General features: G+C 65.8%; 16 protein-coding genes. 7 read left to right on the top strand and 9 right to left on the bottom strand.

Annotated elements, in window-relative coordinates; genetic code table 11:
• Positions 1–106: 106 nt before the first annotated feature.
• From DY467_RS09980 to DY467_RS09995, 4 genes are all read right to left on the bottom strand, one after another.
• Positions 107–940 carry a M48 family metallopeptidase gene (locus DY467_RS09980; RefSeq protein ID WP_107342780.1) on the bottom strand — a complete coding sequence of 278 codons (834 nt, stop codon included), beginning with the start codon at positions 938–940 and terminating at the stop codon, positions 107–109.
• A 255-nt stretch (positions 941–1,195) separates the two neighbouring features.
• Positions 1,196–2,524 carry a polyhydroxyalkanoate depolymerase gene (locus DY467_RS09985; protein WP_107342779.1) on the bottom strand — a complete coding sequence of 443 codons (1,329 nt, stop codon included), beginning with the start codon at positions 2,522–2,524 and terminating at the stop codon, positions 1,196–1,198.
• A 138-nt stretch (positions 2,525–2,662) separates the two neighbouring features.
• Positions 2,663–3,493 (bottom strand): ABC transporter permease, encoded by an 831-nt coding sequence (locus tag DY467_RS09990; RefSeq protein WP_107342778.1) that lies wholly within the window; start codon positions 3,491–3,493, stop codon positions 2,663–2,665.
• Entirely contained in the window at positions 3,490–4,287 is a 798-nt protein-coding gene (locus tag DY467_RS09995; RefSeq protein ID WP_205502242.1) for an ABC transporter ATP-binding protein, read from the bottom strand. Before DY467_RS09995 ends, DY467_RS09990 begins: the two co-directional genes overlap by 4 nt.
• 107 nt (positions 4,288–4,394) lie before the next feature.
• On the opposite strand from DY467_RS09995, the gene DY467_RS10000 reads away from it, so the two are divergent.
• Positions 4,395–5,717, top strand: a complete 1,323-nt coding sequence (locus tag DY467_RS10000; protein ID WP_107342776.1) for an ActS/PrrB/RegB family redox-sensitive histidine kinase — start codon at positions 4,395–4,397, stop codon at positions 5,715–5,717.
• A 91-nt stretch (positions 5,718–5,808) separates the two neighbouring features.
• Positions 5,809–6,363, top strand: a complete 555-nt coding sequence (locus DY467_RS10005; protein ID WP_107342775.1) for an ActR/PrrA/RegA family redox response regulator transcription factor — start codon at positions 5,809–5,811, stop codon at positions 6,361–6,363.
• A gap of 132 nt (positions 6,364–6,495) precedes the next feature.
• Here DY467_RS10005 and DY467_RS10010 read toward each other — a convergent pair whose 3' ends face one another.
• A complete protein-coding gene (locus DY467_RS10010; RefSeq protein WP_164571828.1) occupies positions 6,496–6,978 on the bottom strand; it encodes an MmcB family DNA repair protein in 483 nt (160 codons plus the stop codon).
• A gap of 154 nt (positions 6,979–7,132) precedes the next feature.
• Between DY467_RS10010 and DY467_RS10015 the strand changes: the two genes are divergently transcribed.
• From DY467_RS10015 to DY467_RS10025, 3 genes are all read left to right on the top strand, one after another.
• Positions 7,133–8,251 carry a vWA domain-containing protein gene (locus DY467_RS10015; protein WP_164635716.1) on the top strand — a complete coding sequence of 373 codons (1,119 nt, stop codon included), beginning with the start codon at positions 7,133–7,135 and terminating at the stop codon, positions 8,249–8,251.
• Between the two features lie 91 nt (positions 8,252–8,342).
• A complete protein-coding gene (locus DY467_RS10020) occupies positions 8,343–9,008 on the top strand; it encodes an MBL fold metallo-hydrolase (RefSeq protein ID WP_107342773.1) in 666 nt (221 codons plus the stop codon).
• A gap of 242 nt (positions 9,009–9,250) precedes the next feature.
• Positions 9,251–10,228, top strand: coding sequence for an AraC family transcriptional regulator (locus DY467_RS10025; protein ID WP_107342772.1), 978 nt, complete (start codon positions 9,251–9,253; stop codon positions 10,226–10,228).
• A 64-nt stretch (positions 10,229–10,292) separates the two neighbouring features.
• Here the strand turns inward: DY467_RS10025 and DY467_RS10030 are convergent, their stop codons facing one another.
• From DY467_RS10030 to DY467_RS10040, 3 genes are all read right to left on the bottom strand, one after another.
• Entirely contained in the window at positions 10,293–10,712 is a 420-nt protein-coding gene (locus tag DY467_RS10030; protein WP_107342771.1) for a DUF1236 domain-containing protein, read from the bottom strand.
• Between the two features lie 118 nt (positions 10,713–10,830).
• Entirely contained in the window at positions 10,831–12,024 is a 1,194-nt protein-coding gene (locus tag DY467_RS10035) for an extracellular catalytic domain type 1 short-chain-length polyhydroxyalkanoate depolymerase (RefSeq protein WP_164635718.1), read from the bottom strand.
• A gap of 173 nt (positions 12,025–12,197) precedes the next feature.
• Positions 12,198–12,461: a hypothetical protein gene (locus tag DY467_RS10040; protein WP_164635720.1), complete on the bottom strand. Its 264-nt coding sequence runs from the start codon at positions 12,459–12,461 to the stop codon at positions 12,198–12,200.
• A gap of 309 nt (positions 12,462–12,770) precedes the next feature.
• Here DY467_RS10040 and DY467_RS10045 point away from each other — a divergent pair, with 309 nt between their 5' ends.
• Entirely contained in the window at positions 12,771–13,232 is a 462-nt protein-coding gene (locus tag DY467_RS10045) for a DUF2269 family protein (protein ID WP_107354079.1), read from the top strand.
• Position 13,233: 1 nt separating this feature from the next.
• On the opposite strand, the gene DY467_RS10050 is transcribed toward DY467_RS10045, so the two are convergent.
• Complete coding sequence (locus tag DY467_RS10050) at positions 13,234–14,346, bottom strand: FUSC family protein (RefSeq protein WP_107346401.1); 1,113 nt, start codon at positions 14,344–14,346, stop codon at positions 13,234–13,236.
• Between the two features lie 170 nt (positions 14,347–14,516).
• Between DY467_RS10050 and DY467_RS10055 the strand changes: the two genes are divergently transcribed.
• Entirely contained in the window at positions 14,517–15,881 is a 1,365-nt protein-coding gene (locus DY467_RS10055; protein WP_164635722.1) for an MmgE/PrpD family protein, read from the top strand.
• Positions 15,882–15,916 lie beyond the last annotated feature (35 nt).

A 15,916-nucleotide genomic window follows, 5' to 3' on the forward strand; every position in this document is an offset into this window, starting at 1 on the left:
GGCCTCGATGGCTGGCTGATGGATCGGCTGTTCGGACGGTGACGCGGCGTGCAAGTCTGAGCGGCGCGCGGCAGGCCGCAGTCACCGCGCCCGCGTCCAACGCACCTCAGTCGCTGATGCCGTAGCGGTGCAGGTCGTTGCCGTAGGAGTCGAGCCAGGTCTTGGCGCGCTCCATCTGCGGACAGACCTTGCCGACCACGCGCCAGAACCGCGCCGAGTGGTTCATCTCGACTAGATGCGCGACTTCGTGGGCCGCCAGATAGTCCAGCACATAAGGCGGCGCCAGGATCAGCCGCCACGAGAACGACAGCGAGCCGGCCGAGGTGCACGAACCCCATCGGCTCGACTGGTCGCGGATCGACAGCCGCGTCACCTTCACGCCGAGCTCCGGCGCATAGCGATCGCAGGCCTTCTGCAGGTCGCGGCGGGCCTCGCGCTTGAGGAAATCAAGCACCCGGCGTTCGATATGCTCGGTCTCGCCGGCGACGCACAGGATCTTTTCGCCGGACTCGCGCACTTCGGTCCACACCGTGCCGCGCCCGGCGCGGTGCACGATCTTATGGTCCTGACCCCGGAGGGGCACCAGCGTGCCGGGCAGGAACGGCGCCGCCTTCGGCAGTCGGCCGAGACGCGCGGCGATCCACGCGCCGTGACGTTGGGCGAATTCCTTGGCGTCGGCCAGCGTGCCGCGTGGCGGCATCGTCAGAATCGCTTCGCGATCACTCGGATGAATCCGCAAGGTGTAACGTCGCGCGCGGCGGTGGCGGCGAATGCGAACGGCGAAGAACTGCGAGCCGTGTCGGACGGGGATTGTCGACGGCTCCGTGGGGCGCCGATAGAGAAGTGCGCGGGCCATGTCTGCAGGTCCAGGGAAAAGAAGGTCCCCTGGAATCTGCCATAACCGCCGCCATGGGAAGCGCTCGGCGCAAAAACAAATCATTTGCCCAATATACAGGGCAAAGCCGATGTCGCACCCCTAAGTGATGGGGCTCGGAACTCGAAATTTTCGCGAATTTCGATTCAAAACGATACCCTGAGAGGTGACTCACTCCTCACTACTTGCGGAACCCATGAATCCGGATTCCCCCAAGCTATGTACACAACTGATCAACCCGCTTGCGCCTTGATTTATCAGCGCAAACTGATCAGCAGCAACGCGTCATCCACAGCGCCTGCTAATGACGACGCGTAGTAATCACTCCGCCGCGCGCGCCGGCGTATCGCTCGCCGACGACGCATGGAAATCACAGATACGCGGCACGATTTCCGAACGGAAACGCGAGCCGTTGAACACACCGTAGTGGCCGACGCCCTTCTGCACGTAGTGCACGCGCCGATTATCCGGGATCGACGAACACAGACCGTGCGTCGCCTCGGTCTGGCCGAGACCGGAGATGTCGTCGTTCTCGCCTTCCACCGTCATCAGCGCGACGCGCTTGACCTTCGACGGCTCGACCAGCTTGCCGCGATGCGTCATCTCGCCTTTCGGCAGCGCGTGCTTGACGAACACCAGATCGACCGTCTGCAGATAGAATTCCGCGGTCAGATCCATCACCGCCAGATACTCGTCGTAGAACTCGCGGTGCTTGTCGGCGAGGTCGCCGTCGCCCTGAACCAGATGGTTGAACAGGTTGCGATGCGCGTCCATGTGCCGGTCGAGGTTCATGCTGATGAACCCGTTGAGCTGCAGGAACCCCGGATAGACGTCGCGCATGAAGCCCGGATGCGGGAACGGCACCTTGGTGATGACGTGGTTGCGGAACCAGTCGATGCCCTTCTCGGCCGCGAGATTGTTCACCGCGGTCGGATTGCGGCGGGTGTCGATCGGGCCACCCATCAGCGTCATCGACAGCGGCACGAACGGATCTTCGTTGGCCTCCATCACCGACACCGCGGTCAGCACCGGCACCGACGGCTGGCATACCGCCATGACGTGAACGTTGCCGCCCAGCGTCTGCAGCATCTCGATGACGTAATCGACATAGTCGTCGAGGTCGAACCGCCCGGCCGCGGCCGGCACCATCCGGGCGTCTGCCCAGTCGGTGATGTAGACCTCATGGGTCGGCAGGAAGGCCTCGACCGTGCCGCGCAGCAGCGTGGCGTAGTGGCCGGACATCGGCGCTACGATCAGCAACCGTGGCTGCGGATGGCGCAGCGGGCGCTCCAGCTTGCGCTCGAAATAGAGCAGCCGGCAGAACGGCTTTTCCCAGACATTGTGGATCTCGATCGGGACCCGCATGCCGTTGACCTCGGTGTCGTCGAGCCCCCACTCCGGCTTGCCGTAGCGGCGGGTGGTGCGCTCGAACACTTCGCAGGCCGCGGCGATCGACTTGCCGAATTCGGTGTGGCTCCAAGGATTGAGCGGGTTCTTGAACGCCAGCTTGGTCGCGTCCGACATCGCCCGCGCCGGATTCAGCGAGGCGTGCGCCATCTCGTAGAACCAGTACATCGGCGTGGTCAGCGCCGGACTGACTTCCGCAGGCATCTCCGGCGGGCGACCAAATTCACCAATGACAACCGGCATCGTGTCGTGTCCCTCGTAACCCCGTGCAGCGCAACATAGTGGCGGCTGGGTACAGGCGCGTCAATCACAAGATCGAAATATGCGCTTCACCGCGTAAAAAGTAAGCACGGACAGTCCACAGGCCTGTCCGGATTCATCCTACTCGCCGCTCTGGATCAGTGAGCCGTGACGCCGGGCGCTGTTCAGCATCGCCAGGAAGCTGATGAACGCGGCCACGAACAGCACCACATTGATGCCGAGCGCCCACAGCATCAGATCGCCGCGAAACTGGTGATCGATCAGCAGCGCCCGCATGCCTTCGAACACGTAGGTCGGCGGCAGCATCCAGGCGACGACCTGCAGCCAATGCGGCAGCACCGCGACCGGATAGTAGACGCAGGCGAGCGGCATCACGCCGAACATCAGGCTCCAGACGATGCTTTCGGCGCCGAGGCCATGGCGCAGCACAAGTCCCGACACGAAGATGCCGAGCGCCCACGAGGTAAAGATCAGGTTACAGAAGAACGCGCCGAGCGGCAGGCCGAAGCCGAACAGGTTGAAGTCGAACAGCGTCATCGCCAGCACCACCATCGGCACGACGCCGATGGCGAGACGGATCAGGCTCATGATCATCAAGGCGATCAGAAACTCGAGCGGCTTCAGCGGGCTCATCATCAGGTTGCCGAGATTGCGCGCCCACATCTCCTCGAGAAACGAGATCGAAAACCCGAGCTGACCGCGAAACAGAATGTCCCACAGGATCACAGCGCCGATCAGCGTGCCGCCGGCGCGGGCGAAGAACCCGGCATTCTGCGCCACGTAGCTCTGCAGAAAGCCCCAAGTGATCACTTGCAGCGCCGGCCAGTACACCAGCTCGAACAGCCGCGGCCATGACGACAGCAGCAGGTACCAATAGCGCAGCACCATGGCGCTGATGCGATGCCAGGCGAGGCCGTGACCGAGTTCGAGGCCGGCGATCAGACTTCTCATGATTCAGCATCCCGTGCCCGGCCGCGGGCGACGTCGAGAAACACCTCCTCCAGCGTCGAGCGGTGATAGCGCGCCATGATCGCCGACGGCGTATCGTCGTCCTCGATCCGGCCGCGCTTCATGATCACGACGCGATCGCACAGCCGCTCGACTTCGAGCATGTTGTGCGAAGCCAGCAGGATGCTGGCGCCGCGGCGCTGGCGATAACTCTCCAGATGCGACCTCATCCAGTCGGCGGTGTCGGGATCGAGCGAGGCGGTCGGCTCGTCGAGCAACAGCAGTTCGGGCTGGTTGATCAGCGCCTTCGCCAGCGCCACCCGGGTTTTCTGCCCGGCCGACAGCTTGCCGGAGGCGCGGTCGAGAAAGTCGGTCAGATCGAAATCGGCGGCGAGTTCGGCGATCCGGCCGCGTAAGTCCGGCACTGCGTAGAGCTGGCCGAACACCGTCAGGTTTTGCCGCACCGTCAGCCGCGATGGCATGTCGACATAGGGGCTTTCGAAGTTGATCCGGCCGAGCACGTCGGCCCGCTGCTCCGGCATCGCGCAGCCGAGCACGCGGATCCGCCCTGCGGTCGGCAGCACCAGCCCCATGATCATCGCGATCGTCGTGGTCTTGCCGGCGCCGTTGCCGCCGAGCAGCCCGGTGATGCTGCCGCGCGGCACCCGGAACGAGATGTCGTCCACCGCCCGCGTGGTCTTGTAGGTCTTGACCAGATGCGAGACTTCAATCGCCGCAGACACGGAGGAAGACCCCGCCGGGTCGTCGACCCGGCCAACGCTATCGATCGCCATCATGGAGCCTGTTTGGCGATTGCCGGCGGTGAGCGCAAGCGTGCCGCCGGGCGATCCGCCGCGGGCGGCGTCAATTGGCATACCGACCCGCCGACGCTACTGTCCGGCCCATGTCCGATGATCTGATTTCCGCCGACTTCCGGCATCCGCGGCGCCACGTTCGCCTCGATACCATCCTGCGGCTGCGTTGGCTGGCGGCGCTCGGCCAGCTCGCCGCGATCTTCGTGGTCTCGGAAGGGCTGGAATTCGACTTCGCGGTGATGCCGTGCATCGTCATCATCGCGGTGTCGGGCCTGGTCAACCTCGCGCTGCAGATCGCCTTCAACCCGATGCAGCGGATGGAGCCGATCTACGCCGCGCTGCTGCTCGCGCTCAACATCTCCGAGCTGGCGGGCCTGTTGTACTTTACCGGCGGCCTGCAGAACCCGTTCGCGTTCCTGTTCCTCGGCCCGGTGCTGATCAGCGCCACCGCACTGCCGACCCGGATGACGATCTCGCTCGGGATCTTCGCGGCCGGCTGCGCGGCATTCCTCGGCTACAGCCATCTGCCGCTGCCTTGGGCCGGCGAGGAGCCGGTCGCGCTGCCGCGGATCTATCTGGTCGGCGTCTGGCTCTCGATCCTGCTCGCGATCGGCGTCACCAGTCTCTACACCTTCCAGGTTACCGAAGAGGCCCGCAAGCTCGCCGACGCGCTGTCGGCGGCCGAACTGGTGCTGGAGCGGGAGCAGCATCTGACCCAGCTCGATGGTCTTGCCGCCGCGGCCGCGCACGAACTCGGCACGCCGCTGTCGACCATCTTCCTGATCTCGCGCGAGCTGGAAAAAACCGCCCCGCCCGAGATGGCCTCCGACCTGCGGACCTTGCGCGAACAGGCGCAGCGCTGCCGCGAGATCCTCGGCAAGATCGCCCAGCTGTCGTCGGCCGGCGCACCGTTCGACCGGATGCCACTGTCGACGCTGATCGAGGAAGCGGTGGCGCCGCATCGCGACTTCGGCATCGCCATCAAGATCCGGCTGGCGCAGCACGGCGAACCCGAGCCGGTGGTGATGCGCAACCCCGCGATCTTGTACGGCATCGGCAATATCCTGGAGAACGCCGTCGACTTCGCCCGCAACGCCGTCGAGGTGAATGCCTGGTGGAACGCCGACACCGTGCAGATCGTGGTGTCGGACGACGGTCCGGGCATCAAGCCGGACGTGCTGCGCCGGATCGGCGAGCCCTATCTGTCACGCCGCCGCAGCGCCGACGATCCCAATCGCGAGCGGTCGGGCCTCGGCCTCGGCGTGTTCATCGCCCGGACCTTGCTGGAGCGGACCGGCGCCAAGGTCGAGTTCCGCAACAAGACCTTCCCGGATCATGGTGCCATCGTCCAGCTCAGCTGGCCCAGGAACCGCTTCGAGACCATCGAAAAGACCGAAGAAACAATGGCTTGATCTGCCCCGCGCGCTCCGGTCGCAGGCGCACGCTCTTGGCAGCGCGGTGTCGCACCCCCATATCTTGTGACACTCGACGAGGAGCCCCGCCGTGAACGCCATTCCCGAACTGAATGACCACACCGATCGCTCGCTGCTGATCGTGGAGGACGACAAGCCGTTCCTCGACCGGCTGGCACGGGCCATGGAAACGCGTGGCTTCGCGGTCACGGCGTGCGACAGCGTCTCCAGCGGTCTCGCCCAGATCGGCAAGGCGGCACCCGCATTCGCCGTGGTCGATCTCCGTCTCGGCGACGGCAACGGCCTCGATGTGGTTTCTGCGCTGAAGCGCGAGCGCCCCGATTGCCGCGCCATCGTGCTGACCGGCTACGGCAACATCGCCACCGCCGTGACCGCGGTGAAGATGGGCGCGGTCGACTATCTGTCGAAGCCGGCGGACGCCGACGACGTCGTCGCGGCGCTGCTCTCGACCGGCAACGAGAAGTCCGAACCGCCGCCGAACCCGATGTCGGCCGACCGCGTCCGTTGGGAGCACATTCAGCGCATCTACGAGATGTGCAACCGCAACGTCTCCGAGACCGCGCGCCGCCTCAACATGCACCGCCGGACCCTGCAGCGCATCCTCGCCAAGCGCGCGCCACGCTAAGCACAGCCCTCTATCGATTATCAGCCTGGTCATTCCGGGGCGCGAACAACGTTCGCGAACCCGGAATCTGACGCGCGACTAATCCATCGGGATGCCGGTCTCGCCCCTACGCGGCGCCCCGGAATGACGGAGCTACGACCCTTCGGCAAATCCCTGCGGGTCGGCGAGGCGTCCGAGACGTTGGGCGGCGGCCAGCGCGAAGCGCAGCATCATCACCTTGCGGGTCGCCGCCGGCAGCTTGTGCTCCGGCGCTTCGCAATGCAGATGAGCGCCGTAACCGTCGGCCACGATCAGCCCGGTGTCGGCCGGAAAAATCTCGCACGGCAGATCCTGAGTGAAGGCGAAGAACAGCCGGTCGCAATGCGCCCGGTAGTCGGGCCATTTGTGATCGGCCCGCAGATCCTCCACCGACGATTTGATCTCCACGATCCAGATCTCGCCGCGCTCGTTCAGCGCCACCAGATCGGCGCGCCGCCCGGACGGCAGCGGCAGTTCGCTGACGCAGGCGAAGCCGAGCGAACGCAGCAGCCGCTGCGTGCCGCGCGCAATGCTGAGCGCGGTCTCCGACTGCCGCAGATCGCGCGGCAGAATCATTTGAACGGCATTCGATTCCATCGCGTCCAAGTCTAGCCGAAGTCGGAGCGGGTGCCCAACCGGTCACGTCAGTTCCAATCTCGGCCGCAGGACCGTTGCGGCGGCACCTTTTCGAAGGTGCCGCACGGCGGAGCATTGGGTTGCGGGCTTGGCGGGGGCGCCGGAGACCATCACGATGAAACGCATCACTCTCAAAACCGCGCTGGCTGCCGCCGCGCTGGCGCTTCCACTCTCCTTCGCAACGGCAGCGCAAGCGCGGCCCTCGGTCGAAGTCGCATTCGTACTCGACACCACCGGGTCGATGAGCGGCCTGATCGAAGGCGCCAAGCGCAAGATCTGGTCGATCGCCACCACAATCCTCGACGACAATCCCGACGCCGACATCCGGATGGGGCTGGTCGCTTATCGGGACATCGGCGACGACTACGTGGTCCGCAGCGTCGACCTCACCACCGACATCCAGGACCTTTACGGCCAGCTCCTGCAACTGCAGGCGCGCGGCGGCGGCGACTGGCCCGAAAGCGTCAACGAGGCGCTCGATACGGCCATCAACAAGCTGCATTGGCGGCAGGGCGGCGACACCCGCCGCATCGTGTTCCTGGTCGGCGATGCTCCGCCGCACATGGACTACGCGCAGGACACCAAATACCCCGAGACCCTGGCGGTCGCCCGGCAGAAAGACATCATCGTCAACGCGGTGCAGGCCGGCACCGCGCAGGACACCGCGCGGGTGTGGCGCGAGATCGCCGACGGCGGCCGCGGACGCTACATCCCCATCCCGCAGGACGGCGGCCAGATCGTGGTGATCCAGACGCCCTATGACGACGACATCATCATCCTGCAGAAACAGATCAACGGCACCGTGATCCCCTACGGCCCCGCGCCGATGCAGCGCCGGACCGAAGAGAAGACCGGACAGCTCGCTCAGGTCGCGGCCGCGGCGCCGGCCTCGGCGTCCGACATGGCCAGCTACATCAACAAGCGCGCCCGCAGTTCGTCCGAGGCCGTGACCGGCGGCGGCGATCTGGTCAGCGACGTGCTGGCCGGGCGGCAGAAGCTCGATCAGGTCAAGGACGCGGACCTGCCGCCGGAGTTGCGCGCGCTGCCGGCCGAGCAACGTGCCGCCAGGCTCGACGCCCAGATGACGGCCCGCAAGGCGCTCAACGACAAACTCGCAGCCCTGGTGAAGCAGCGCGATGCCTATCTGCTGGCGCAGCGCGACAAGCAGCCGAAGCAGGCTTCGTCGTTCGACCGCGAGGTCGAGGCGACCCTGAAAGCGCAGCTGAAGCGATAGCGAGCGCTGCCGGCGGTTCGGGCGCAAGCGGCGATACCGGAGGGTGAGCCGAGCTTTGACTCACCCTCTTCGACGCGGCATTGTCCCGGCCATGACCGAGACCCAGACCAAGGCCAAAGCCGGCGCCGCAATCATTCCCGTGACGCCGTTCCAGCAGAACTGCACGCTGTTGTGGTGCGAAGCGACCCGCAAAGCCGTGGTTGTCGATCCCGGCGGCGACGTGCCGGAGATTCTGGCTGCGATCGAAAAGACCAACGTCGAGGTCGGCGCGATCTGGCTCACCCATGGCCACATCGACCATGTCGGCGGCGCCGCCGATCTGCGCGATGCGTTGAAGGTCGAGGTGATCGGCCCGCATCGCGACGACCAGTTCCTGCTCGACAACGTCGTCAATTCCGGCCGCAGCTTCGGCATCGACGGCGTCCGTGACGTCACCCCGGACCGCTGGCTCGCCGACGGCGACAGCGTCAGCATCGGCGAGCTGAGCTTCCAGATCCTGCACTGCCCGGGCCATTCACCGGGCAGCGTCGTGTTCTTCAACGATGCTATGCGGTTCGCCTTCGTCGGCGACGTGCTGTTTGCCGGCTCGGTCGGCCGCACCGACCTGCCCGGCGGCAGCCATGCCACCCTGATCCAGTCGATCACTCAAAAGCTGCTGCCGCTCGGCGACGACGTCGGCTTCATCTGCGGTCACGGGCCCGGCTCCAGCTTCGGTCAGGAGCGCCTGACCAACCCATTCCTGACGGGCGAAGCCTGACCGCCACCTCCGGCGCTTCCGTTTTTCTGAGCTGACCCGGCCGGCGCGACTCGTTCGCGCTGGCCGAAATGCCTTTCGCGCGGGCCGTCAAACGGTGCCCTGGTCAGTCGTTTGAACCTATTGCCGGCTGCTACGTCCAATTTTCCGCAAATACCTGGGAATCTTACGAGGACCTACGGTTCCCTCGTTCTGTTACCAGGATCGGCCGGAATGTTGCGTGCGGACTGGAGACGTAATCGGAGATGACCGTCGAGCTTCTCAACGAACCTCTCTCCCGGTACCCCGCGTTTGACACCGCCGATCCGGAAGAACTGCGCCAAGCCTTGAGCTCCGTTTACGGCGCCAAGTTGGTGGAAGGCCCGATCTGCGCCGATTTCCACGCGCGCAGCAATTTCGTCCAGCTCGATGACATTGCGCTCGCCTTCGGTGTCGGCACCGGATCGATCGTGGTCGAATTCCCTGAGGGGGAATGTGCGCGGCTGCAGATCGCTCTGTCGGGGCAATTCATCACCCGCAGCGGCGGCACCAGCACGGCGATCAACGCGCGGCAGGCCGGCATCATCTCGCCGGGCCGCAACGCCCGCACCGAATATGGCCCGTCCTACAGCTTCAGCCTGCTGCGCGTCAGCACCACGGCGCTGGAGCGGAAGCTGACCACCCTGCTCGGCTGTAAGCCGAAGGCGTCGATCGAATTCGAGCCGGCGGCCAACAACGAAGCGCCGCAAGTGGTCAACTTGCGCCGGATGCTGTGCTTCCTGGCCAATCAGCTGAATTGCAGCCCGCTGCCACCGGTGGTGCTGGGCGAGCTGCAGGAGGCCATCACCCTGCTATTCCTCAGCGCCTTCCGGCACAATTACAGTCGGCAGCTCGAGCGCGAGTCGCACGGGATCGCGCCGAAGCACGTCCGCCAGGTCGAGGAATATATCGAAGCCAACTGGATGCGGCCGATCACCATCGAAAAGCTGACCGCCCTCACCGGCATCAGCTCGCGCGGCATCTTCAAGGCGTTCCAGCGAAGCCGCGGTTATTCGCCGATGGCGTTCGCCAAGCGGGTGCGGCTACAGCACGCCCATAATTTGCTGTCGGACGGAACGACGCCGACCACCGTGACCGCAGCAGCGCTGTCCTGTGGCTTCTCCAACCTCGGCCATTTCGCCCGCGACTATCGGGACATGTTCGGCGAAAAGCCCTCCGAGACGCTGCAGCGCGCGCGGCCCTGAACATAAGAGAACGGGCCGCGTCCCCTCCGACACGGCCCGCCCCTCGTTCATCCGGTCGTTCCGATTACTCGATGATCTCGACAACCTTGTGGGTCCTCGGATCGACCAGCACGGTGCGATCGTTCACCACGGTGTAGCGATATTCGCTGGCGCGGCCGAAGCGATCGGGCACCTCATAATAGGTCACGCCGTCCGAGGGCAGCACGACGCCGACGCGAACTTCGTCACGATAGCGGAACGACGGATGACGCTGCTCGACCACGTAGTGACGGAACTGCGGACGATCGTCGACGCCCAGGATGCCGGCTACGCCGCCGACGACGCCACCGATCGTTCCACCAACCACCGCGCCAACCGGGCCTGCGGCGCGCTCACCATCGCGCGCACCACGCTCGATGCCGCCCGGAACGCCCTGGGCGTTGGCGACAGCAGGCGCCGCAAGGGCAAGGACGACGATAGCGGTTCCGGCAAAACGATTGATCATGGTCAGACTCCCGTTCGGTGAAAGGTGGTCTGACAAGTCTCGCTTCGGCGATCCGTTCCGTACCCCGCTGCACCGTTGCGTGCGCATAATTGGTGCACCCGATCAGGGAACCGAGCGCTTACTTCATCAATCCTGCGGCGGTGAGGGCGCGGGTAATCACAGCGCCGACATCGAGCCCGCGCTTGCTATCAGGCGCCTCATCCGACGCGCCGGCCTTGTTGGATCGCTGTTGCGACTTGCGGTGAGCGGCCTGCGGAGCGTCGGTCGCACCGGAGCGATGACCATCCGTGGCGACTCGTGCCACAGCCGTCTTATCAGACGATCGCGTCTGATAGACCCTGCCGGTCAGGCCGAAGAACTGCGCGATGTGGTAGGACGATGAAATCCCGACATCGAGCAGATAGGCCCCGGCAACGCCATAGCGTTCATCCCCGGCGCCAGCACCGAGCGGCGTACCATGCGCCATGCCGGTGATGGTGTAGGACTCCACCACGGGCTCACCGCTCGAATTCCACCACACGCGGTGCGGATAGCCGTCGATCTTGTTCTGAGACATCGGCGCCTCGGGCAGCCCGTGCAGGTCGAGCCATTGCCGGACCAGCGCATCGGCATTGGCCGGATCAACCGTCCGGTCGGCATCGCCGTGCCACACCGCCAGCTTCGGCCATGGCCCTTTGTGCGCAGTGGCACCGCGCACCAGATCGCCGAGCTGATGGCCCGTGCGCGCCGAAGCGTGACGCATTTCCTTCAGCGCCTGCCGCACATTGAGCGCGACGCCATAAGGCAAGCCCGCGATCACCGCGCCGCCGGCGAAGACGTCCGGATAAGTCGCGAGCATCGCCGCCGCCATCGCGCCGCCCGCCGACAGACCGGTGACGAAGATCCGCGCACGGTCGATGTGATGGCTGCGCGCGATGTGCTCGACCATCTGCCGGATCGAGCCGACCTCGCCGCTGTCGCGGCGGATGTCGTCCGGCGCGAACCAGTTGAAGCAGGTGTTGGGATTGTTGGCGCGGGTCTGCTCCGGCAGCAACAGCGCGAAGCCGTAACGCTGCGCCAGCGTGCACCAGCCGGCGCCGATCTCATAGCCGGCGGCATTCTGGGTGCAGCCGTGCAGGACAACGACCAAGGGCAGCTTCTGCGTGATCCCCTCAGGGACGAACGAGAACATCCGCAAGTCCCCGGGATTGGCGCCAAACGCGGTGGTCTCGGCGAGCCGGCTGTCGTGAGCCGCCTCGCCCCAAGCCAAGCCATTGAGACTGTGCATTTTTCGGAGCTGGCCGAGGAAATCGATATGGTCTTTTAGTGACACGGTCGCTCCTGGTCTGTGCCCCTGCCCTGGCACGGATATAATTGCTGCGGTGCAATATGGTAGGCCCGCGCGGGCGACCAGCCGATCTGCGCCAGCCGATGATCCGCGGTCACAAAAAGACCCGCAGCTTGCTGCTGCGGGCCATAGTCGGGGAGGAATCCCGAAAACGCGAGCTACTTGGCGGGGCCCTTCGACATGCTGCTGGGCTGCACGTCGTTTTTCTTCGAGGAGTGCTTTTTCGACTTGCTGGTCGCCATGCCCTGGGTCGAGCCCTTCGACATGCCGTTATCGGACATCCCGGGCGAGCCGCCGCCGGACATGCCGCTGTTCATCTTGGTCGAATCCTGCGGCGCCGGTCCGGTGGTCTGGGCCGAAGCGGTGCCGGCGAACGTGCCGATTGCTGCGCAGCAGAGGGCAGCAAGCAATGCCTGTTTCATGGGTGAGCTCCTGTCGCTGTCACGCCGGCCCAACCGCAAAGCGGTTTGAACGTTCCTGCCGTACGCCCGGAACCGATGCGATAAGCGGGGTGGATTGAAGCTACGCGCGGCGTGTTGAAGCAGTCCGGCCGATGTGGGAGCGAAAACGCATGCGCTCAGCGATGCGCGCGTTATTCCAAAGCGCTGCAGCTTTCCGGGCGACGAAGGTCGATTTGACAAATCATCCCAAAACCATGAGCACAAAACGAAAATTCGAGCAGTGGCGCGGCGGAGTGCTGGTCACGACGGCACAGGCGCGGAACAGACCCGATGTATGATGTGTTCAAGTTTCTCCACGTCGTCGGCGTGGTCGTGCTGGTCGGCAACGTCACCATCACAGCCTTCTGGAAGGCGTTCTCCGACATGACCCGCGATCCGAAGATCGTGGCGCATGCGCAGCGCGGCGTGACGGTCTCGGATTTCATCTTCACCCTGGCGGGCATCGCCCTGATCATCATCGGCGGCTACGGCGCCGCGCTGGTGAAGGATATGCCGCTGTTCACCTCGTTCTGGCTGGTGGCCGGGCAGATCCTGTTCGTGGTCTCGGGCGTGATGTGGCTCGGCATCCTGATCCCGCTGCAGATCCGGCAGGCGCGCCTTGCGCGCAGCTTCGCCCAGGGCGGCGAAATCCCAGCGCAGTACTGGCGCGACGCCAAGACCTGGCTGGTCTGGGGCATCATCGCCACGGTGCCACTGGTCGCAGCCGTGTTTGTGATGGTCTACAAGATCTGAGCTACGCGACCCGCGCGGTCGGCTTGCTGGGCTGGCCCCATTCGGTGACCCGCATTTCCAGGTCGCGGAAGTTCTGGTGGAGCTGCTCCATGGCGAAACCGAGCGCGAAGAACCGCTCGGCCTGATCGCCCGGCAGCGCCCGGATCAGCCCGTCGCGCCGCACCGCGGCCACCTCGGCCGCATAGGCGGCCAGCGCCTGTTCCATGGGGCCCAGCGGCGGCGGCGCATGGCGCTGGCGCAGCGCCTCGGCGCAGGCGGCCAGATGCGAGGTCGCAGCAAGGCGCAGATTGTCGATCGCGCCACCGAGCCGCTCCTGCAGAGACGGCGGCAGCGGCGCGGTGGCCGAGCGACCGACCATCACCAGATCGTGGCGCAGCCGCAGTAGGGTGCGGACCAGGGGCGCGACATCCGGCCCGCGCGACAGCCCGGCGTTCCGCTCGCGCTGCGCCTCGGCGCCGATTTCGGCCAGCGTCACCAGCGACGCGCCGATGCCGTCCTGCAGCCGGTGCAGCGCGTCGTTGTCGAGGCCCTTGGTCAGGCCGGCCAGCAGCGCGCCGAGCGCATCGGCCATCAGCTCCAGCGAGCGCGCCGCGGCGGCGAGCGCCAGCCCCTGCGCGCGCGACGGCAGCACCACGAACGACACCGCGAGCCCCACGATCGCCCCGACGCCGACTTCGAGCACGCGGTCGATCGCCGAGGCCAGCGGCTCGACCTTGGTGATGGTCGGCACCAGCAGCACGATGATCGCCGTGACGGTGGCGACGTTGAGGTTGGGCTTGATCGCCACGATCAGCGCCAACGGCGCGACCGCAAGCGCCAGAGCCCCGAGCAGCCCGAGCTCGCTGTGATGCGGCACGAAGATAGTGATGGCGCCGCCGTAGATCGCACCGCCGATGGTGCCGACGAGATAATCGCCCGCCGTTTTCAGCGACCGTCCGACGCTGGTCTGCGTCACGATGATCGCGGTGAGCACCGCCCACAGCGGCAAATGCAAATGCAGACTCTGCGCGACCCCAAGCGCAAGCAGCGCCGCGAGGGTGATACGCAGGGCCAGCCCCCATTGTGGCTGGCGTGGTTTCCATTGTGAAAGCAAGCGTGTCCTGGAGGATGTCATCGGCGGCAGCAATCGTTCCGGTTGCACCGTCTGGCGCGGAATCACCCGCGCCAGAGAGCACGGCCCTGCGCACCGCGCAAATCCGCAGCACTGCGGATGGGCCCTGCACCGGCGCGGCTTGAACCGCGTCCGCGGCCCGCCTAACGTGCCGCGCAAAAGAGGGAGCCCAGATGGCCAACGAAACCGCCACGCTCGCAGGCTACGTCGCCGCGCTGCAATTCACCGACATTCCGCAGGACGTTCTGGCGCGCGCCAAGCTGCTGACGCTGGACTTCCTCGGCAGCGCGATCCGCGCCCGGCGCGAAGCCGAATCGACACCGTCGATCCTGCAGATGCTGCAGGCGCTGTCGCTCGACGGAGCCGGCGACTCCACGGTGTTCGGCGACGACAAGCGCTGGACCCCGGCGGTGGCGGCGCTGCTGAACGGCGCGCTCGGGCATTCGCTTGATTTCGACGACACCCATGCCGATTCGTCGCTGCATCCGTCGGCCCCGGTGGTGCCCGCCGCATTCGCAGTCGGCGAACTGGTCGGCGCCTCGGGCCGCGATGTGCTGACCGCAATCGTCGCCGGCTACGAAGTGTGCTGCCGGCTCGGCAACGCGCTCGATCCGACCTCGCACTACGCGCGCGGCTTCCACCCCACCGCAACCGCCGGCACCTACGGCGCCGCGGCCGCCGCCGCCAAGCTGTTCGGCCTGCCGCAGGATCAGATCGTCGCGGCGTTTGGCGTCTCCGGCAGCCAGGCCGCAGGCTCGCTGCAATTCCTGGTCAACGGCGCGTGGAATAAGCGCTATCAGGTCGGCGCCGCCGCGATGAACGGCGTGATCGCCGCGACGCTGGCGAAGAACGGCTTCATCGGCTCGTCCGAGTCGGTCGAGGGCATCCACGGCCTGCTGGTCGGCTACACCGACACGCCGCATCATGACAAAGCGGTCGCCGATCTCGGCAGCGTCTATGAGACCATGAAGATCGGCGTGAAGCCGTATCCGAGCTGCCGCTACACGCACGCGGCGATCGACGCGCTGATCGCGATGCGCCGCGAGCACAATCTGACGCCGGCGCAAATCACGCGCGTCGAAGTCGGGCTGCACAAGAACGGCATCACGCTCACCGGCGACGCGCCGACCAAGCGGCATCCGCGCTCGATCGTCGGCGGTCAGTTCTCGATGTTCTTCACCGGCGCATTGGCGCTGGAGCAGGGCAGCTTCGGCTGGGACGACTACACGCGGCTTGGCGACCCAGCGATCGATGCGCTCGCGGACAAATTCGACGTGGTGCGCGACGAACGGCTCGAAGGCAAAACCCATCCGTTCGGCGCCCGCGTGTCGATCACCACGGAGGACGGCGTGCATGAACGGATCTACGCCGATCCGTCCGGCGAGCCGAACTCGTTCCCCAGCGACCAGGCGATGACGCAGAAATTCCTGCAGCTCGCCCGTCCGGTGCTGGACGGTCGCGCGCAGAGTTTTGCCGATGCGGTGCTGACGCTGGAGCGGTTCGCCAAGGTGAGCGAAGCGACCGCCCTGGGTCGCTAGGGAACCGTTAGCGGTATTGACATACTCGCAATCTG

This window comes from Rhodopseudomonas sp. BR0G17, from assembly GCF_010907025.1.
GTDB classification, from domain to species: Bacteria; Pseudomonadota; Alphaproteobacteria; order Rhizobiales; family Xanthobacteraceae; genus Rhodopseudomonas; species Rhodopseudomonas palustris_H.

Excerpts from the sequence above, each read along its gene's own strand:
- DY467_RS10055 (WP_164635722.1), top strand. The coding sequence starts at position 14,517 with ATGGCCAACGAAACCGCCACGCTCGCAGGCTACGTCGCCGCGCTGCAA.
- DY467_RS10025 (WP_107342772.1), top strand. The coding sequence starts at position 9,251 with ATGACCGTCGAGCTTCTCAACGAACCTCTCTCCCGGTACCCCGCGTTT.
- DY467_RS10045 (WP_107354079.1), top strand. The coding sequence starts at position 12,771 with ATGTATGATGTGTTCAAGTTTCTCCACGTCGTCGGCGTGGTCGTGCTG.
- DY467_RS10050 (WP_107346401.1), bottom strand. The coding sequence starts at position 14,346 with ATGACATCCTCCAGGACACGCTTGCTTTCACAATGGAAACCACGCCAG.
- DY467_RS10020 (WP_107342773.1), top strand. The coding sequence starts at position 8,343 with ATGACCGAGACCCAGACCAAGGCCAAAGCCGGCGCCGCAATCATTCCC.
- DY467_RS10015 (WP_164635716.1), top strand. The coding sequence starts at position 7,133 with ATGAAACGCATCACTCTCAAAACCGCGCTGGCTGCCGCCGCGCTGGCG.
- DY467_RS10000 (WP_107342776.1), top strand. The coding sequence starts at position 4,395 with ATGTCCGATGATCTGATTTCCGCCGACTTCCGGCATCCGCGGCGCCAC.
- DY467_RS10030 (WP_107342771.1), bottom strand. The coding sequence starts at position 10,712 with ATGATCAATCGTTTTGCCGGAACCGCTATCGTCGTCCTTGCCCTTGCG.
- DY467_RS09980 (WP_107342780.1), bottom strand. The coding sequence starts at position 940 with ATGATTTGTTTTTGCGCCGAGCGCTTCCCATGGCGGCGGTTATGGCAG.
- DY467_RS09995 (WP_205502242.1), bottom strand. The coding sequence starts at position 4,287 with ATGATGGCGATCGATAGCGTTGGCCGGGTCGACGACCCGGCGGGGTCT.
- DY467_RS10040 (WP_164635720.1), bottom strand. The coding sequence starts at position 12,461 with ATGAAACAGGCATTGCTTGCTGCCCTCTGCTGCGCAGCAATCGGCACG.
- DY467_RS09990 (WP_107342778.1), bottom strand. The coding sequence starts at position 3,493 with ATGAGAAGTCTGATCGCCGGCCTCGAACTCGGTCACGGCCTCGCCTGG.
- DY467_RS09985 (WP_107342779.1), bottom strand. The coding sequence starts at position 2,524 with ATGCCGGTTGTCATTGGTGAATTTGGTCGCCCGCCGGAGATGCCTGCG.
- DY467_RS10010 (WP_164571828.1), bottom strand. The coding sequence starts at position 6,978 with ATGGAATCGAATGCCGTTCAAATGATTCTGCCGCGCGATCTGCGGCAG.